16 protein-coding genes are annotated in these 17,741 nt (G+C 40.9%); 4 read left to right on the top strand and 12 right to left on the bottom strand.

The window, feature by feature from the left end; genetic code table 11:
* Positions 1–290 precede the first annotated feature (290 nt).
* Positions 291–1,148: a tetratricopeptide repeat protein gene (locus H5163_RS05725; protein ID WP_145241107.1), complete on the bottom strand. Its 858-nt coding sequence runs from the start codon at positions 1,146–1,148 to the stop codon at positions 291–293.
* Between the two features lie 100 nt (positions 1,149–1,248).
* Here H5163_RS05725 and H5163_RS05720 point away from each other — a divergent pair, with 100 nt between their 5' ends.
* Entirely contained in the window at positions 1,249–2,559 is a 1,311-nt protein-coding gene (locus tag H5163_RS05720; protein ID WP_182734636.1) for a M20 family metallopeptidase, read from the top strand.
* Between the two features lie 16 nt (positions 2,560–2,575).
* On the opposite strand, the gene H5163_RS05715 is transcribed toward H5163_RS05720, so the two are convergent.
* From H5163_RS05715 to pomA, 4 genes are all read right to left on the bottom strand, one after another.
* Complete coding sequence (locus H5163_RS05715) at positions 2,576–4,486, bottom strand: DNA topoisomerase III (protein ID WP_145241111.1); 1,911 nt, start codon at positions 4,484–4,486, stop codon at positions 2,576–2,578.
* A 72-nt stretch (positions 4,487–4,558) separates the two neighbouring features.
* Positions 4,559–5,041 (bottom strand): hypothetical protein, encoded by a 483-nt coding sequence (locus H5163_RS05710; protein ID WP_182734635.1) that lies wholly within the window; start codon positions 5,039–5,041, stop codon positions 4,559–4,561.
* Positions 5,042–5,180: 139 nt separating this feature from the next.
* Complete coding sequence (locus H5163_RS05705; RefSeq protein ID WP_145241115.1) at positions 5,181–6,101, bottom strand: flagellar motor protein MotB; 921 nt, start codon at positions 6,099–6,101, stop codon at positions 5,181–5,183.
* Between the two features lie 2 nt (positions 6,102–6,103).
* Positions 6,104–6,871 (bottom strand): flagellar motor protein PomA, encoded by a 768-nt coding sequence (gene pomA / locus H5163_RS05700; protein ID WP_145241117.1) that lies wholly within the window; start codon positions 6,869–6,871, stop codon positions 6,104–6,106.
* A 301-nt stretch (positions 6,872–7,172) separates the two neighbouring features.
* On the opposite strand from pomA, the gene H5163_RS05695 reads away from it, so the two are divergent.
* The 3 genes from H5163_RS05695 to dxs all read left to right on the top strand — a co-directional run bounded on the left by H5163_RS05695 (position 7,173) and on the right by dxs (position 10,274).
* Positions 7,173–7,415, top strand: coding sequence for an exodeoxyribonuclease VII small subunit (locus tag H5163_RS05695; protein ID WP_145241119.1), 243 nt, complete (start codon positions 7,173–7,175; stop codon positions 7,413–7,415).
* A 3-nt stretch (positions 7,416–7,418) separates the two neighbouring features.
* Positions 7,419–8,306 (top strand): (2E,6E)-farnesyl diphosphate synthase, encoded by an 888-nt coding sequence (gene ispA / locus H5163_RS05690; protein WP_145241121.1) that lies wholly within the window; start codon positions 7,419–7,421, stop codon positions 8,304–8,306.
* 105 nt (positions 8,307–8,411) lie between these two features.
* On the top strand, positions 8,412–10,274 hold the full coding sequence (dxs, locus tag H5163_RS05685; protein ID WP_182731836.1) for a 1-deoxy-D-xylulose-5-phosphate synthase: 1,863 nt from the start codon (positions 8,412–8,414) through the stop codon (positions 10,272–10,274).
* Positions 10,275–10,333: 59 nt separating this feature from the next.
* Here dxs and H5163_RS05680 read toward each other — a convergent pair whose 3' ends face one another.
* The 7 genes from H5163_RS05680 to H5163_RS05650 form a co-directional block, all read right to left on the bottom strand.
* Positions 10,334–13,420 (bottom strand): ligand-binding sensor domain-containing diguanylate cyclase, encoded by a 3,087-nt coding sequence (locus H5163_RS05680; protein WP_182731835.1) that lies wholly within the window; start codon positions 13,418–13,420, stop codon positions 10,334–10,336.
* 29 nt (positions 13,421–13,449) lie between these two features.
* Positions 13,450–13,935 carry a phosphatidylglycerophosphatase A gene (locus H5163_RS05675; protein WP_145241127.1) on the bottom strand — a complete coding sequence of 162 codons (486 nt, stop codon included), beginning with the start codon at positions 13,933–13,935 and terminating at the stop codon, positions 13,450–13,452.
* Positions 13,932–14,906, bottom strand: a complete 975-nt coding sequence (gene thiL / locus H5163_RS05670; RefSeq protein WP_145241129.1) for a thiamine-phosphate kinase — start codon at positions 14,904–14,906, stop codon at positions 13,932–13,934. Before thiL ends, H5163_RS05675 begins: the two co-directional genes overlap by 4 nt.
* A 44-nt stretch (positions 14,907–14,950) precedes the next feature.
* On the bottom strand, positions 14,951–15,361 hold the full coding sequence (gene nusB / locus H5163_RS05665) for a transcription antitermination factor NusB (protein ID WP_145241131.1): 411 nt from the start codon (positions 15,359–15,361) through the stop codon (positions 14,951–14,953).
* 15 nt (positions 15,362–15,376) lie between these two features.
* Entirely contained in the window at positions 15,377–15,841 is a 465-nt protein-coding gene (ribE, locus tag H5163_RS05660) for a 6,7-dimethyl-8-ribityllumazine synthase (RefSeq protein ID WP_145241133.1), read from the bottom strand.
* Positions 15,842–15,942: 101 nt separating this feature from the next.
* The gene (gene ribBA, locus H5163_RS05655) at positions 15,943–17,055 is read right to left on the bottom strand and encodes a bifunctional 3,4-dihydroxy-2-butanone-4-phosphate synthase/GTP cyclohydrolase II (RefSeq protein WP_145241135.1); all 1,113 of its coding nucleotides are present in this window, start codon (positions 17,053–17,055) and stop codon (positions 15,943–15,945) included.
* 29 nt (positions 17,056–17,084) lie between these two features.
* The gene (locus H5163_RS05650) at positions 17,085–17,738 is read right to left on the bottom strand and encodes a riboflavin synthase (protein WP_145241136.1); all 654 of its coding nucleotides are present in this window, start codon (positions 17,736–17,738) and stop codon (positions 17,085–17,087) included.
* Positions 17,739–17,741: the final 3 nt, after the last annotated feature.

Below are 17,741 nucleotides of genomic sequence, written 5' to 3'. Positions count from 1 at the left end.
CTGATTAACTCTTGCCTCGCTAAGCGTTGCTGTCTGCCGTCTCAGTGGGGTCGCATTATAGGGCGCGGCGAATTTTACGCAAGCGTTTTTTAAAGAAAACTTGAAATAAAGTGCTGTTCGTTCAATTTACGCGCTAAACACACTAAAACCCCTAGTCAACTGTACAAAATAACAACGACTTTTCCCTAAAAGGATCTTCAGTATTATCTATTATCGATATTTCGCAAGTTTTTGGCATAAAAAAAGCGCCATTAACTTCGGCGCTTTCCATAAAACAAAATAAAAACTTGTTAATAGAGGATACTGTAAAGCTTTCTTCTATATTTAGCCGCTAAACTATCACCATCCGGTAAAGAGGCAATAATAGCTAAATAACTTACCTTGGCATCGGCAAAATTCAAATCTTTTTTCAACACTGTAAATAGTAACTCTAACGCTTGCTCTTTTTTGCCTGCTTGGTCGTATGCTGCACTTAGTTCAACTTTTAATTCAAGATCGTTAGGATACTTTTCAACTTTCGCTTGTAATGCTTTTAGCTCTGGCGATTCTTGTGCTTGAAGTGCTTGTGCGCACTTTGCTTGAATATTTGTAAAGTATGCATCTTGCTCATTTTCATTTACTGAAGCTAACAAAGCTTGCGCGTCATCCAGTTTATGAATTTGAATGCATATATCTGCCAATACTAATTTTATACGCGCATTTGTATTGTCTAATTCGTAAGCCTGCTTGGCAAAATTAAACGCTTGATTTAAATCCTGAGCGATCAGTGCTTGCTTGGCTTGTTCTAACAACATTTCATGAGGCTGCGGTAAATGTTTACTTAACGCTTCTCTGATTTGAGTTTCAGCTTGTGCACCGGCTAATACATCAACAGGTGCTGAATCTTTTAATAGCACTAAGGTTGGTAATGTTTGTAGTCCAACTTGCTGTGCTAGTTGTGCTGCGAGTGCTTGCTCTAAATCACAATCTAATGTGGCAACTAATATATAGTCACCATAATCTTTGGCTATTGTCTGTAAAATAGCTGCTTGAGATTGACACTCTGGACTTTGTGCTGAAAAGAAACTTAACAGGACTAGTTTTTGTTGTGATGTTTCACCCAGCACTTGTTGAAGATTTTGCGGATTAACATTTACCATATTATTCATTGCTATTGATTGCCATATCAGACTATTTAGGGTTTTATATGGAGGCAAACATAATAATTACAAGCCCAGAATCACAAGCCATAAATCAAAAAGGTCTTTTATGAAATTTCATAGTCTATACGCTGCACTTATACTGCTTAGTCCATTAGCAAGCTCAACAACCTTGGAGCTGAAGTTAGATAAAACGATGCCTGCCATTGAAAAGTTTTACTTAGATTTACACCAGTCCCCAGAACTTTCATACCATGAGCAAGAAACGGGAGAAAAGCTTGCCACCAAATTACGTGCGCTTGGCTATGAGGTGACCGACAATGTGGGTGGCTTTGGTGTAGTAGCCTTATATAAAAATGGTGATGGCCCGACAATAATGATCCGTACTGATACAGACGGCTTACCAATCATAGAACAAACTGGTAAATCATATGCTTCAACAGTCACTGTTATGAATGATGAAGGAGCAAACGTTGGTGTGATGCACGGATGTGGTCATGATATTCATATGAGTTCATTTATTGGTACTGCGCAACAATTAATGCTACATAAAGATGCATGGCAAGGAACCTTAATGATGGTGGCACAACCTGCAGAAGAGGTGGGAGGCGGTGCAAAAGCGATGCTCAAAGAAGGTTTATTTAGTAAATATCCTACTCCTGATCACGTTATCGCTTTGCATGTTAGTGCGAGTGTTCCTGCAGGACAAGTCAGTATGAAAAATGAGTACACCATGGCCAGTGTGGATTCAGTAGATATTACGGTTAAAGGTAAAGGTGGTCATGGTGCTTACCCGCATATGACTATTGACCCTGTTGTTATCGCATCACGGATCGTGTTGGCACTGCAAACAATTACCAGTCGCGAATTATCACCTCTTGAACCCTCAGTAATCACAGTGGGTTCAATTCACGGTGGAGCTAAACATAATGTAATTTCGAATGAAGTAAAGCTACAGCTGACACTTAGAAGTTATAATCCTAAAATTCGCGAGCAACAAATTGCAGCTATAAAACGTATAACTAAAGGCATTGCATTAAGTGCAGGATTGGATGAAAGCTTAATACCAGTGGTTTATGTACATGAAGATGAGTCAATCCCATCTACATATAACGACCCTGCACAAACTAATATTGTACGTAGTGCGATTAGCTCGGCGATTGGACAAAGTAATGTGCTTGAAACCGAAGCGGTTATGGCAGGGGAAGATTTTGGTTTATATGGCCGCACAGATAAAAACATCCCTATCACCTTATTTTGGTTAGGTGGTGTAGAGCAAGCTCAATATCAAGCGGCACAAACATCAGGGGCAACTTTACCTTCACTACATTCAAGTAAATTTGCACCTGACTATAAAGTTGCAATCCCCACAGGTATCACTGCGATGAGTAACGCTGCGGTGGCTTTGTTTAATCAATAATCTTAGCAATGGATGACTAAGCCGATTTTGTTTTTGGTTTAGTTTTTCTTGTAAAACGCCGCTTTTGCGGCGTTTTTGGTAATTGTGCAAATACGTTGCTATCACAATTTTTGGCAAGTTCCACAAAAGCCGCTAAATCCACTAATAAAGGATTTAAAAATTGTTGATAACTCATTTGTTGTTCTGCTATGTCGCCCAACGATGCTTCCCATTTTGCGGTTAGGTCTGGGCTGGCTAAACCATGCGGTAACGCACTGATCAATGCTTTACCTGTATCGGTTGCTAAAATGAGTTTACCTTGACGTCTTAAAAATTGTCTTCTAAATAATAACTCTAAAATACCCGCTCTGGTTGCTTCGGTTCCTAAGCCGTCTGTTTCTTTGAGTATTTTTTTGATTTCTGGATCTTTAACGTACCGACTAATACCTGTCATTGCACTAAGCAGCGTTGCATCATTGAAATGAGCTGGCGGGCTGGTCATTTTATCAATTACTTCACCGCGTTCACACTGCAACTGTTGCCCTTTAATTAATGGCGGCAATATCTGCTCATCTTTTAATGCGGTTTTTCCCATTAACGCTTTAAAGCCTAAACTTACATCTTGTTTTGCGTTGGCTTTAAAGATACCACCATTAATTGTTATTTCAGCCTTTGTTTCATTGTAAATGTAGTCTGGATAAAACTGGATCAGATAATGACGGCTAATAAGACCATACACTTTACCTTCTTCAACGCTCAAACTTGCTGACTTTTGCTGCTTAGCGGTAGGAATAATGGCGTGATGCGCAGCCACCTTAGCATCGTTAAAACACTTACTGCGTTTACTCACATCTGCGCCTTGGCAATGAGTGTCATTTTGCCCGCCATTGATGGCAATTGCCTTTATTATACTGGCTGCTTCTTGGTGATGATCTTTGGGCAAGTAACGATTGTCTGAACGTGGATAGGTAATTAGCTTGTGACGCTCATATAAATTTTGACAAATATCCAATACCTTTTGTGCAGGCATTGAAAAAGCTTTCGCAGCATCAATTTGTAACGCTGACAAATTATACGGCAAAGGTGCTTGTTGCTTTTTCTGCTTTTGTTCAAGCGCAGTAACTTCACCTGATTGATTAGAAATTCGCGACGCAACATTCTCAGCAAGGCCTCGATGGAGCACTCGCCCCTCTTCATCTTGATAAGGTTCACACGCTTTGCTTGGTTGCCACTTTGCTGTAAACGGCTCTTTATTTTCGGTACTTAAATGAGCTAATACTTCATAAAAAGGTTTTGGCACAAAATTAGCAATCTCGTTATCACGCTGGACAACCAATCCTAATATCGGTGTTTGTACACGCCCTACTGATAATACATTACCAAACCCTGCTTTTTGACCTGCAAGCGTATAGGCGCGCGTTAAATTCATACCAAACAGCCAATCAGCTCGCGAACGCGCCAAAGCAGATACACTAAGTGGAATAAATTCACGGTTAGAGCGAACGTTTTGCAGCGACTTTTTAACCGCGCTAACATTCAAATCACTGATCAATAAACGTTGAATTTGCTGTTTTTTGGCTTGGCTAAGTTTAACTTGCTCAATCACCTCATCAACAAGTAATTGCCCTTCTCTGTCTGGATCACCAGCATGAACAAGTTGATCAGCTTGTTTGATTAACTTTTTAAGTACCGTAAGTTGCTTACGAGTTTTAGATTTTGCTTTTAACTGCCATTGCTGTGGGATAATCGGTAAGTCATCAAAGCGCCATTTTTTATATTGCTCATTATAATCATCAGGCTCTGCTTGCTCGAGCAAGTGACCTATACACCAAGAAACACAATCGCCATTAGCCACTTCAATATAGCCATCATGTTTTTTATGAGGCTTTGGTAGCGCATCAGCAATGGCACGACCTAAAGATGGCTTCTCGGCTATATAAAGTTTCATAGGGCACTATCAACAACTGGTTATTTACACAGTAGTTTAGCACACGTAATTTAATCTACAAATAGTTAATGATTAGCTCTTTAGACTGCGATTTTTTCGCATAAATAAATACAACAGAGGAAGGTAGCACACTACGACAGTGCCAATATTGATTAACGGTAATAACGTTTTATATAGCATAGTGCTATACGATAAATCCCAAAGGTGGCGATCCACTAATCTAAATAATTGTAAGATAGGCGCACTAATTACAACCAACTGACCAATCACACTTTGCCAAAGATACACTTTATCTTTAATAGCCCAGTAAGCAATCAAAGCCATCCAAGCAATATCATTAAAAGCCCAAACTACATAACGCCAAATATAAGGGTCATCTAACTCTCTAAGGCTATTATGTATCAAGGTTCCATATAAAAAAAATAATGCAGTCGTTAAGGTAAAACGCAAAGCAAGCCAATCTTTGCGAAGATAAAAAACAAAAATAGCTGGGCTTAAAATAAACACCCAGCTTTTAGTTAGTATTGATATAGCACTTATAAACCAATCAGGCATTAGCTAGTCTGGCTTTTTATCATCGTCACCATCACCATTGCCCGGCATATAGCTATATTTATCAACGTTTTTCATCAGACACTCCGTTACACTTGTTAAAAAACTACTTTAAGCTAAATTAGGTACTTTGCCAAGCATCTTAACGCACATCTATCGGATCTGATTCCTTAGCCTTGCCTTGCATTATTGAAATTTCCACGCGGCGATTTCGTCGTCTATCCGCATCAGAATCATTTGGAACAAGTGGTCGAGTTTCGGCATGACCGACAACAACCATTCTGGTTTTATCAAAGCCTTGTGCTTTTTGCATTTCAGTTGCAACCGCAACTGCACGCTTCGATGATAAATCCCAGTTATTAGTATACAGCTCATTCGAAACTTGAAAATCATCAGTATGACCAGACACCGTAATTTCACCTGGCACATCTTTTAGTAACGCAGCTATATCACGAATAATTGGTTTAAACTTAGGTTGTAAAAATGCACTCCCAGATGGAAATGAACCATTTTCACGAATACGAATAATAATTTGCTGACCTAATGATTCCAACTCAACAGCACCATCCATGATTTGTTGTTCCAATTGCTGGGCTATCTTTTTAACTAACTCATTAACCTGCTCTTGATCAGCTGCAGAAATAGATTGTTCTGATGCTTGTTGTTGCGCCGTACTTTGTGACTCACCGCCACGCTTATTACCGCGTTGCTCTTGACGACCGCCAGCTGAGCTTTCATCACCAGCCTGAAACTCAAGCATTTGCTGGGTCATTTCGACAGTTTGCTGTTGAATGGTTTCGATTGGAGTAGGTTCAGGTTTACCTGGGGTGAACTCCATCGCGATAACGGATGTTCCTTTGGGAATATCTTTTACTTCTATTTTATTTTGTACACCAAAGGCAAACTTCATTGAGCCTGCGATTTGTTTAAATTTAAGTACATCCATTTCTGAAAACGCGAGTAAAAGTACAAAGAAGCACATCAATAGTGACATCAAATCCGCGAAGGTACCCATCCATGCTGGTAACCCGGGTGGTGGACACTTGCACTCTTGATCTGACATGCTTACTCCTCAGTATCCACTTTTCGTTTTGATTCAGCTAGGTAGTTTTTCAAAATACCTTCGATGACTTTTGGGTTTTGGCCATCTTGTATACCTAATACCGCATCTAAAATTAGCCGCTGATTCATTGCTTCTTCGTCTTTACGCAATTCCAATTTTACTTGGATAGGAATTGCCACCACGTTTGCTAAAAACGCACCATATAATGTTGTTAAAAGCGCTACCGCCATCGCAGGACCAATCGCTTTAGGGTCATCCATATTAGACAACATCGCAACTAGACCAATCAAAGTACCGATCATACCCATCGCAGGCGCAATATCGGCAAGCGCTTTAAACAAACCGGCCCCCGATTCATGACGAGTAGAAGTAAGAGAAATATCTTTTTGCAAGGTGGCACGAACAACATCAGCGTCATGACCGTCAACAAGCATATCAACCCCTTTACGCATAAACGCATTGGGTATTTCTGCTTCCTCTAGTGCTAAAAATCCGCCTTTACGGGCCGAGTCTGCAAGTTCAACTGCTTTTTCGATAAGCTCTTCAGGTGACTCTATTTTGAACATGAAGGCTTTAGCCGCGACTTTACCGATACCGAGGAATTGACTCATCGTATAGTTTGATAACACTATAAAAATCGAACCACCGAAAACAATAACCACCGATGGCGTGTTATAAAACATAGCCACTTCGCCGCCACTACTTAGTACCATTGACATAGCAATAAGACCAATAGCTCCGAGAATACCTATAATGGTTGCTAAATCCACTTACCCCTCCAGAGGAATCGATGCTTTGTTGCTACCAGCAACAAATTTTTATTATTAACAGCTTATCGGCAATCTATTGAATTACTTAAACCATTTAATGAAAAAAATGAAATGAAAGTTTTCAACCCTATTTGGCATTTTAAGCTACCATTGATAACCTGCAAGGTTTAAGCAAAGGTATAAATAATTAAAAGTGGCAAGAAAACAATTAATTATTCAAAAAAAATGCATCACCCTTTGACCTAGTTTAGCATTCCCCCTAAAATTGGCCTCACATTTCTATCATCTAAGTTAAATCAGTATGGCGACGAAAAAACCAGAGAACCTAAGCTTCGAGCAAGCGCTTGATGAATTATCCTTAATCGTCACAGAAATGGAGCAAGGAGAGCTTTCCCTTGAGCAGTCATTAAAACAGTTTGAACGCGGTATTGCTTTAGCCGGCGCATCTTCAAGTAAGTTACAACAAGCTGAACAAAAAGTAGCGATTTTAATGGGTAGTGATAGTCAGTCACCACTTACTAACTTTGATAATGATTTGGAATAACGAGTGTTAATAACAGAGCAAATAAAATGTGCTCAACAAGATGTTGAAGCCACTCTCAATCGGTATTTTGAGCAACCGCTCGATACCGAGCAAAGCATCAAACAAGCCACCCACTACAGCGTTTTAAATGGCGGTAAACGATTACGGCCATTTTTAGTGTATGCCACGGGAAAAATGCTTGGCGCAAATAAACAAGATTTAGACGTGTTGGCTGCTGCTATTGAATGTATTCATAGTTATTCGTTAGTTCATGATGATTTACCCGCGATGGATGACGACGACCTGCGACGTGGTAGACCGACTTGCCATATTGTCTATGGCGAAGCTCATGCTATTTTAGCTGGTGATGCGCTGCAAACATTAGCGTTTGATTTAATTGCTAACCATTCATTTAACGTTCCTGCACAGCAACAGTTAAAAATGATTGCAGCACTTGCCAAAGCATCGGGTATTGAAGGTATGGTCGGTGGTCAAGCACTGGATATTGCAGCGACTGACAAATTAGTCAATTTAGCTGAGCTCGAACGTATCCATAAATTAAAAACAGGTGCTTTGTTAAATTGTGCAATAACTTTAGGTGCATTATGCGCAGCTGATACAAATCAACAAACATTATTACAATTAAAACAGTTTGGTGATGCAATTGGACTGGCTTTTCAGGTGCAAGACGATATTCTTGACATCGAAGGTGATACCCAAGTCTTAGGTAAACCACAAGGCTCCGATGTTGCAGCAAATAAAGCGACCTACCCTGCTCTACTTGGGCTTACAGGTGCAAAACAAAAAGCACAATCATTACTAAAATGCGCACTCGATGCGTTAGCAGCAATAGATGCTGACACTTCTGAGCTAGAAAACTTGGCAAAATACATTGTTGAACGCGATTATTAATTCTAGGCTCTAGCTTGAGCAAGTAATGATGTACAAAATAACTAAAGAATCAGAGTAATATTACGCTATAATGACCTCTGGTTAGCGAAGGATGTATTAAAAATCATGACACTTGATAGTAGCAAGTATCCATTATTAGGTTTGGTTGACGAACCAGCCCAGTTGCGTGATTTAGCGCAAGACAAATTACCTGCTTTTAGTAATGAGTTACGTGATTACTTACTAAACTCAGTCTCGCAAAGTAGTGGTCACTTAGCATCAGGTTTAGGCACAGTTGAGCTTACTGTAGCGCTTCATTATGTATATAACACCCCTGAAGATCGCTTAGTATGGGATGTAGGCCATCAAGCATACCCACATAAAATTCTCACAGGGCGCCGTGATAAAATGCACACGATCCGCCAAAAAGACGGTTTACATCCGTTTCCATTTCGTGAAGAAAGCCACTACGACACTTTTAGTGTTGGCCATTCAAGCACCTCGATCTCTGCTGCTTTAGGCATGTCAATTGCGGCGCAAAAAGAAGGCAAAGGACGAAAAACAGTAGCGGTTATTGGTGATGGTGCGATTACCGCGGGTATGGCGTTTGAAGCAATGAATCACTTAGGTGATGTTAAATCTGACATGCTGATCATATTAAACGATAACGAAATGTCGATTTCTGAAAATGTCGGTGCACTAACTAATCATTTCGCTCGTATCTTATCAGGCAGTTTTTACACTAACATTCGTGAAGGTAGTAAAAAGCTGCTATCTGGCGTGCCACCAGTAAAAGAATTAGCCAGCCGCATGGAAGAGCACTTAAAAGGCATGGTTATCCCAGGCACCTTTTTTGAAGAGTTAGGCTTAAATTACATTGGCCCAATTGATGGTCATGATGTAAACATGTTGGTTGATACACTGCGCAATATGCGTAACCTAAAAGGGCCGCAGTTACTGCATATCAAAACCCAGAAAGGTAAAGGCTATAAACCAGCAGAAGCAGATCCAATAGGCTATCACGGCGTACCTAAGTTCGACCCTGCGATTTCCAGCCTACCAAAATCAAAACCAGGCGCTGCGACTTTTTCTAAAGTATTTGGCGATTGGTTGTGTGACATGGCAAGTCAAGATGAAAAGCTTATGGCAATCACCCCAGCTATGCGTGAAGGTTCAGGCATGGTGCGTTTTTCAAAAGAATACCCTGAGCAATATTTTGATGTTGCCATTGCCGAGCAACACGCGGTTACTTTAGCCGCAGGTTTTGCCTGCGAAGGCTTAAAACCAGTTGTCGCTATTTATTCAAGCTTTTTACAACGTGCCTACGATCAGCTTATTCACGATGTTGCTCTGCAAAACTTACCCGTGTTATTTGCAATTGACCGTGCTGGTATTGTTGGTGCTGATGGCGAAACTCATCAAGGCGCATACGATTTAAGCTTTATCCGTTGTATCCCCAATATGATTATCATGGCACCGAGTGATACTAATGAATGTCGTCAAATGCTGTACACTGGTTATCGTTGTAACAGCCCTGTTGCAGTTCGTTATCCTCGTGGTAGTGCTGGCACAACTGAAATCTGCGAGCAAATGACTGAGCTTGAAATTGGTAAAGGTCGTGTGATTAAACAAGGCGCTAAAATCGCAGTTTTATCCTTTGGTACTTTACTTGAAAACGCTCAACTGGCAGTCAATGAATTAAATGCTAGCCTCGTTGATATGCGTTTTGTTAAACCTCTTGATAGCGCACTAATCGACACTTTATTAGCCGATCATGACGTCATTGTAACCCTTGAAGATAACGCGATTGTTGGTGGTGCAGGCTCTGCTGTTAATGAATATTTAGCAGCTATAAAAGCAAAAGTAAGCATCCTTAATTTAGGTATTCCTGATGAGTTCATCAAGCATGGAACACAAGAACAAATGCATGATGAAATGGGCTTAGGTGAACAAGGTATCTTAACCTCAATCAAAGCCTTTATAAGCTAACATCCTATTTAATAAAAAAAGGAGCCGCTGGCTCCTTTTTTATTCTCACGTGATTAGAGCTAGCGCATCCACACTTTGATATCTGCTAAACCATTGGCTTGTAATACGCTCAGTTGTTGCTCAACATTATTGGTTTGCTCAAATTCAAAGGCATCTAACTGTTCATCAAAGGTGATGTTTGCAATACCATCGCCACCGCGCTTTTTAACTTGATGTAGCGCGATATCCGCTAAGTTGACAGAGGTTTCCCAACCAATAACCTGACCACCTAATAATGGTAATGGGTAAAATGAAAAGCCAATCGATGCAGTCAAGTTTATACTGTCACCACTGGGCAACTTAAATGTGTGATCAGCAATTACTTTACACAGCTGTGCAACATAACTGTCGATTGCAGTGCGTTTAAAGTCACGTAGCAGTAACAAGAATTCATCACCACTCCAACGGGCAACATAATCGGATCCCTGCGTACGAGAGTTAAGCAATGCAGCCATTTGCTGCAAACAACTATCACCACCAATCGGTCCATAAGCGTCATTAATGCGGCTAAAATTATCAAAATTAATGATTAGCAACACCAAGGATTTCCCCTGCGCTTGTAATGATTGTGAGTTACGCTGGAAGTGCTCTATATCTTTTGGTAGTTGATCAAATAAGAAGCGGCGGCTTCTCAGCCCAGTAAGTTCATCAGAGTGACTCATAAGCTTTAGCTGAGAGTTAACTTGATTAAGCTTATCATTAGCTTGGCGCAGCTCCCCGGTGCGTTCTGTGATTAAACTTTCAAGCGCGGTTTGCTTACGGCGTTCTTGCTTTCTAAATACCCAAAACACTAAATAAAATAATAAAATAAAACTACCAGTGATCAACAGCCGAAAATAAATTGTTTCATCAAACCGTCTTGGTACTACAAATGAATATTCCGTACTTTGCGCTTTTTGCCAACCTTCACCTTGTCGTTTAGCCTCAAGTTGAAACAAAAATGCACCAGGCGGTAAATTGGTATAAATAGCTTCACGGCGGGTATTAGCATAACGCCAATCGCTGTCTAAACCAGTTAAACGATAGCGAAACTCAATACTGGTCGGTGCATAATAGTCTATCGCAGTGTATTTAAGGGTGATATCACGCTCATCGATTTCTAATTCAGGATTACGCCCTAATGCAGCTGTTGCAAGTTTACGTATCCCAGTATTTAAACTCTCAACCTTTGGCTGTAATGGTTTAACGCCAAACAGCTCAATATCTTTAGGGATCTCCACGACCCCCTGTAGGCTCGGATACCACATTGAATTGCCTAACTCCGCCACAGCATCATGGCCAAGGCCGGTACAACACTGGCTGGCCTTACCGTCTAGTTGACGATCGTATGACGAAATAACCTGCTCTACTTTTAAGCTTTCAATATCGTTACTAAACTGCTCAACCGGCATTCGGTAGACACCTTTCATGGTACTAACCCATATGCGCTTGAGCTTTTCATCATAACGTAAACTAAAAATAGAACCGTAAGGTAAGCCATTGGTAGCATCTAACTGACGCCAATGCCCTTGTGTGCTTCGATAAAATAAACCATCATTTAATGAGCCGATTAATATACCAACTCCATCAATGTTTAAGATGCTTGTAACATAAGCACTTTCAAGACTCGTTTGATCGCCAATTTTTTCAATACCACGATCAGTAAAGTAGTAAGCGCCTTTGCTAGTGCCAATTAAACCAAAATTAGCTTCATCAACGACATAAGTAATAAACTTACTGCCTAAAAATGCGTTATAAGCAAATGGGGTTAAACCACCGTAACTAAGCCGATACATACCCCGGCCAGTACCAAGCCAAAAGCCTCCTTTGCTGGAGCGACTAATCGCAAACACCGGGTTATCTTTTAAAGCGCGTCCAGGGACAGTGAACAAGGTGTTGTTTTCATAAATATACACACCACGCCCAGTGGCGATATATAACCGTGAGCCATCAAACTGTAAATCATGCACGGCTGCACGTCCGTATTGATTACTTGGGATTTGATTGATAAAGTTTTTATCTAAATCAAAGTAGCCTACACCACTGCGGTTAGCGACCCACAATCTCCCATCGGGCGCTTGGCTAATGGCCATAACCGCTTCGGTCATTTGTGATATAGCTGAGTGACGTTCTATTCTGCCTTCGTGCGCAAGCCATAATCCTTCACTAAAACTCGCAAGCCAAATATTATTATCATTATCGCGATATAAATCAGCAAACCAAATACTTTGGTCAAGTTGGCTCGGCTCAACCCATTGCCAATCGCCGGAGTTGTCTCGAAACAGTAAGCGCCCATAGGTCGAAATCCACAGTGCTCCATTTGAGTCACTCATAAATTTATAAACCGCTGAGTTATTCGCATTGGGAAGTGGAAAAGGCCTTAACTCGTCATCTAAATCTAAAAAGTAAGCACCGAGCTCTGACGCTAAATATAAGTTTCCTTCCAGCCATGCTAAATCGTGAATAATCGTTTGTGCTAAACGCTCAGGTATCGATACCTTAGCAGTTAGTTCTAAGCGTAACTTTGCAAAATCAGAGGAGGAATTAGTTAACCGTAGCAAGTATCGTTCATTCACCAGCCAGATCCCTTCTGGCGATAATGCCAGCTGACTGACAGTACCAACAATCTGCTTTACTGAACTGGCACTCATCACAGGGACTAGTAAGTCATGCACTGCGCTGACATTGATCTGATTGCGAGATACAAAGTACAGGCCATTCGCTGCTATCCAAATACTGCCTTTCGCATCTTCGATAACATCGCGTACAGGGCCTTTTACACTAAACTCTTGCGCTGCCATAGTGGTGGGATCGATGACCACAATACCATCTTTAGTACCAATCCATAAATAGCCTTCGCTATCGACAAGTAATTTATTAATGCCGTTACTGGGTAAAAAATTACTATTTAAGGTATTGTAATTAGTGAATGTATTGCCATCAAAGCGACTGAGGCCAAACTGAGTTCCCAGCCACATATAGCCTTGCTTATCTTGCACGACACTTTTAAGTGACTGCGATGGTAAGCCATTTTGCATATTCCATTGTTTTACAACATAGTCGGTAATTGACGCCTTACTTGGCATACTGCAGAACAGCACAATAATAACCAATAAAAATCGCATCATAACGTCAATACCTCGTTGCAAAACTAAGGTTAAAAGGGCAAATAACCCATTTTAAACAATGCCTGAACACAAATTAAAGAAAATATACCAGCTAAAACATCATCCGCCATAATACCTACACCACCATGAACCCGCTTATCAAGAAAGCGAATAGGACCTGGTTTAGCGATATCAAAAAAACGAAATAACAAAAAACCCACTAACAAAGACTGCCAACTTAATGCAGCTCCGATCATGGTAATGTAAAATCCGGCAACTTCATCCCATACAATCGCGGGATGATCATGTACGCCCAGATCATCAGCGGTTTTGCCACATGCCCATATACCAAAAATACTAATAACCACCGCAAATACAATTTGTAACCACAGCGGGAAATACATAGTAGTAAAAATAAACGGTAGCGCAGCAAAGGTACCAAACGTACCCGGCGCTTTAGGCGCTAACCCTAAACCAAAGCCCAAACCAAAAAATTGATGAGGGCGCTTTAAATTAAATAATGCAGGTTTATTCAAACCGACTCCTTGGTGAAGTGTTCAAAACCAGCATCATCATATGCTAATTTTTCGCCATCGAGCATCAGCTCAACTTCGCCTTCACCACTTTTTATTTGTCCAATGCAGGCTGCATCTACACCATACTGGCGCAATTTCATTTCCAGCATACTTTTATTGCTATCAGGTACCGTAAATAACAACTCATAGTCATCGCCATAATTGAGGATAAACGGCAGTTGTTGATCTCGTTCTAAAGTAGCACGCAATGCATCCGAGGTTGGTATTTTATTCACATCAATACAAGCGCTAACTTGCGACAGAGCTAAAATATGTCCAAGATCTGCCAATAGACCATCTGAGATATCAATCGCTGATGATGCTAAACCGCGTAATACTTGCCCCGCAGCAACACGCGGAGTTGGGTAATCAAATCGTTGATTAACGTACCTTAAGTGCTCTGGAGCAATCTTAATATCTTGCTTACGAGCTTCAATCGCAAGCCCGGCATCACCTAGCGGCCCTGTAACATAAACCCAGTCACCTACTTTAGCACCGCTTCGGCGCAGTGCTTTACCTGCAGGCACTGTACCTTTAGCACAAATAGTAATTGTTAACGGCCCTTGCGTGGTATCGCCACCAATGATTTGCACATTAAAATACTCTGCGATTTCATGCATGCCTTCGGTGAATTCTTCCAGCCACTCAACATCAATATTTGGCAACGTTAAAGCAACCGAAACCCACGTAGGCTCAGCCCCCATAGCAGCTAAATCACTTAAGTTTACGGCAAGAGCACGATGGCCTAATGCACGCGGATCGATGTCATCAAAAAAATGTACGCCTGCTACCAGTGTATCGGTGGTAATCGCTAACTGACAATTTTCAGGAACAGTAACCAATGCACAATCGTCACCAATCCCTAAATTAACATCGCGACGAGTTATGCCACGACCTTTAAAGTAGCGATTTATTAATTCAAATTCCTTCATACACAAAAAAGCCGGCCTATGCCGGCTCTCCTTTTACGGTCGCATTACTTACGTAAATGCTTTACCGCTTTATCAAGTACACCATTAACAAATTTATGGCTGTCTTCAGCGCCAAATATCTTAGCAAGCTCAATACCTTCGTTGATAGCAACCTTATAAGGTACATCTTCACGGAATTTCAGCTCATAGCTGCTTAAACGTAAAATAGCGCGTTCAACTTGGTCTAACTCGTTAAATGGACGAGTTAAATGTGGCGATACTGCTTCGTCTAGTTGCTTATGATTTATAGCAACACCACGCGAAAGATCTTTAAAGTATTCAACATCAATTTTAGTCACATCGTTTTCGATCAACATTTGTTGTTCGATATCGGCAATGGCATTGCCACTTAATTGCCAAGAATAAACGGCTTGAAGTGCTAAGATACGTGCTTTACGTCTTGCTGCTGGTTTCACAAAAATTCCTTAAACTTAAATTTTATCTAACACATTAACCATTTCAAGTGCGCCTAAAGCAGCTTCGCCGCCTTTGTTGCCCATCTTAGTGCCAGCGCGTTCAATCGCTTGCTCAATGCTTTCAGTGGTTAATACGCCAAATGCAATCGGGATATCATACTCAAGCGACACTTGCGCTAAGCCTTTATTTGATTCGCCAGCGACAAGATCAAAATGTGGTGTACCACCTCTGATCACAACGCCTAAAGCGATGATTGCATCATACTCTTTTTTTGCTGCAACGCGTTTCGCCGCTAAAGGTAATTCTACCGCACCTGGTACATAAACTACGGTAATATCATCATCAGATACACCACCAGTACGTTTTAATTCATCAACAGCACCAGCTAATAGGCTGCTACCAATAAAGTCATTAAAACGAGAAATAACGATAGCGAATTTCTTGCCAGGAGCGTATTTATTACCTTCAATAATTTTCATTCGATAACCCTAAAAAATAAGTTCAAGCGGTTGCGATTGCGCAAAAATTGCTGCGCATCATACCATATAAATAAAATAATAGCCTAGTTTAAGCGTTGTGCTTATTGTGGCTCTACGTAGTCAACCACTTCTAAGTGAAAGCCCGATAACGCATGATACTTTTTAGGCAAGCTCATCAAACGCATTTTTTCAATGCCCAAGTCAGCTAAAATTTGTGACCCTACGCCTACGGTGCGTGAAGTACCTTGGAATTTACGATGCGCTACCGTCTCACCAGCATCTTCTGCAGCAAACGCTTTGACTGTCGCTTCTAGTTCTTCGGTGCATTCTTGCTTACCTAGAATAACTAACACACCTTGATGCTTTGCAATATAAGCCATGGCATCTGACAAGCCCCAGCTTCTATCGGCACTGCGATCAGATAACAAAATATCATTGAAGGTACTTTTTAAATGAACCCGTACTAAGGTTGGTTCATTAGTTTTAACCTCACCATTTAACAGCGCATAATGTAACTGGCCGTCAATGGTATCTTTATAAGTAACTAAATCAAACTCACCATGTACGGTTGGCAACTTACATTTTGCCACTTGCTCAATGGTGGTTTCATTCATGTTACGGTATTCAATTAAATCAGCAATAGTGCCAATTTTGATATTATGTTGCTCAGCAAATACTTCTAAATCAGGACGACGCGCCATGGTGCCATCAGCATTAAGAATTTCCACAATTACTGATGAAGGCTCTAAACCGGCTAAGCGGGCTAAATCACAACCGGCTTCAGTGTGACCGGCACGCGTTAATACGCCACCTGGTTGTGCCATAATAGGAAAGATATGCCCAGGTTGAACGATATCACTTGGTACAGCACCTTTGGCAATCGCAGCTTGCACAGTACGAGCGCGATCAGCAGCAGAAATCCCCGTAGTCACACCTTTCGATGCTTCAATCGACATCGTAAAGTTAGTCGAAAATGCCGCACCATTGTTTTTTACCATTAATGGTAAATCAAGTTGCTCACAGCGCTCTTGAGTCATTGTTAGGCAAATTAAACCACGACCATGAGTGGCCATAAAATTGATCGCTTCAGCACTAATGTGCTCGGCTGCGATAATTAAATCGCCTTCATTTTCTCTGTCTTCATCATCCATTAAAATAACCATTTTACCGGCTTTAATGTCATCAATAATTTCTTGTGCGCTGTGTAAATTCATAATCTGCTCGTGTAAGTTGTGGAGTGCGTTTATTTAATAAAACCGGCTTGGGCGAGTAAACTCATTGAAATATCTGAACTAGCTGGCTGCTCTGCCCCTTTGATCAAACGCTCTAAATAACGCGCGATTTGATCTACTTCTAAGTTCACTTGCGTGCCTACTTTAAAATCAGCAATAGTTGTTTGCTCACTAGTGTGCGGCACAATTGTCAGTTTAAATTTATTATCTGCTACTGCATTTACTGTTAGGCTGATACCATCAATGCATACCGAGCCTTTATAAGGAATATATTTCATTAGTTGTACATCGGTGCTTAACCAGTACTCAACGGCACGCGCATTAGGCGTAATTGCGGTAATAGTCGCGATGCCATCAACATGTCCTGAAACTAAGTGACCACCTAAACGAGATACTGGCTGCATGGCTTTCTCAAGGTTTACAGTTTGCCCTTGTTTATAGTGAGCAAATCCCGTTAAACTAATAGTCTCATTTGATAAGTCAGCGCTAAATCCATCACTGTGCTTGGCCACAACCGTTAAGCAAACCCCATTAGTTGCAATGCTATCGCCTAAATTTACATCGGCCATATCAAGGTTATTACTTTTAATGCGGATAGCTAAATCGCCTTGCTTTTGTTGTAACTCGCTAATAGTGCCCGTTGCTTCGATGATCCCAGTAAACATAGT

Source organism: Pseudoalteromonas sp. SG44-8, from assembly GCF_014164125.1.
In the GTDB taxonomy this organism is placed as follows: domain Bacteria; phylum Pseudomonadota; class Gammaproteobacteria; order Enterobacterales; family Alteromonadaceae; genus Pseudoalteromonas; species Pseudoalteromonas rhizosphaerae.
The sequence above is the reverse complement of the archived record's forward strand: the minus strand, read 5'-3'. Positions and strand labels throughout refer to the sequence as shown.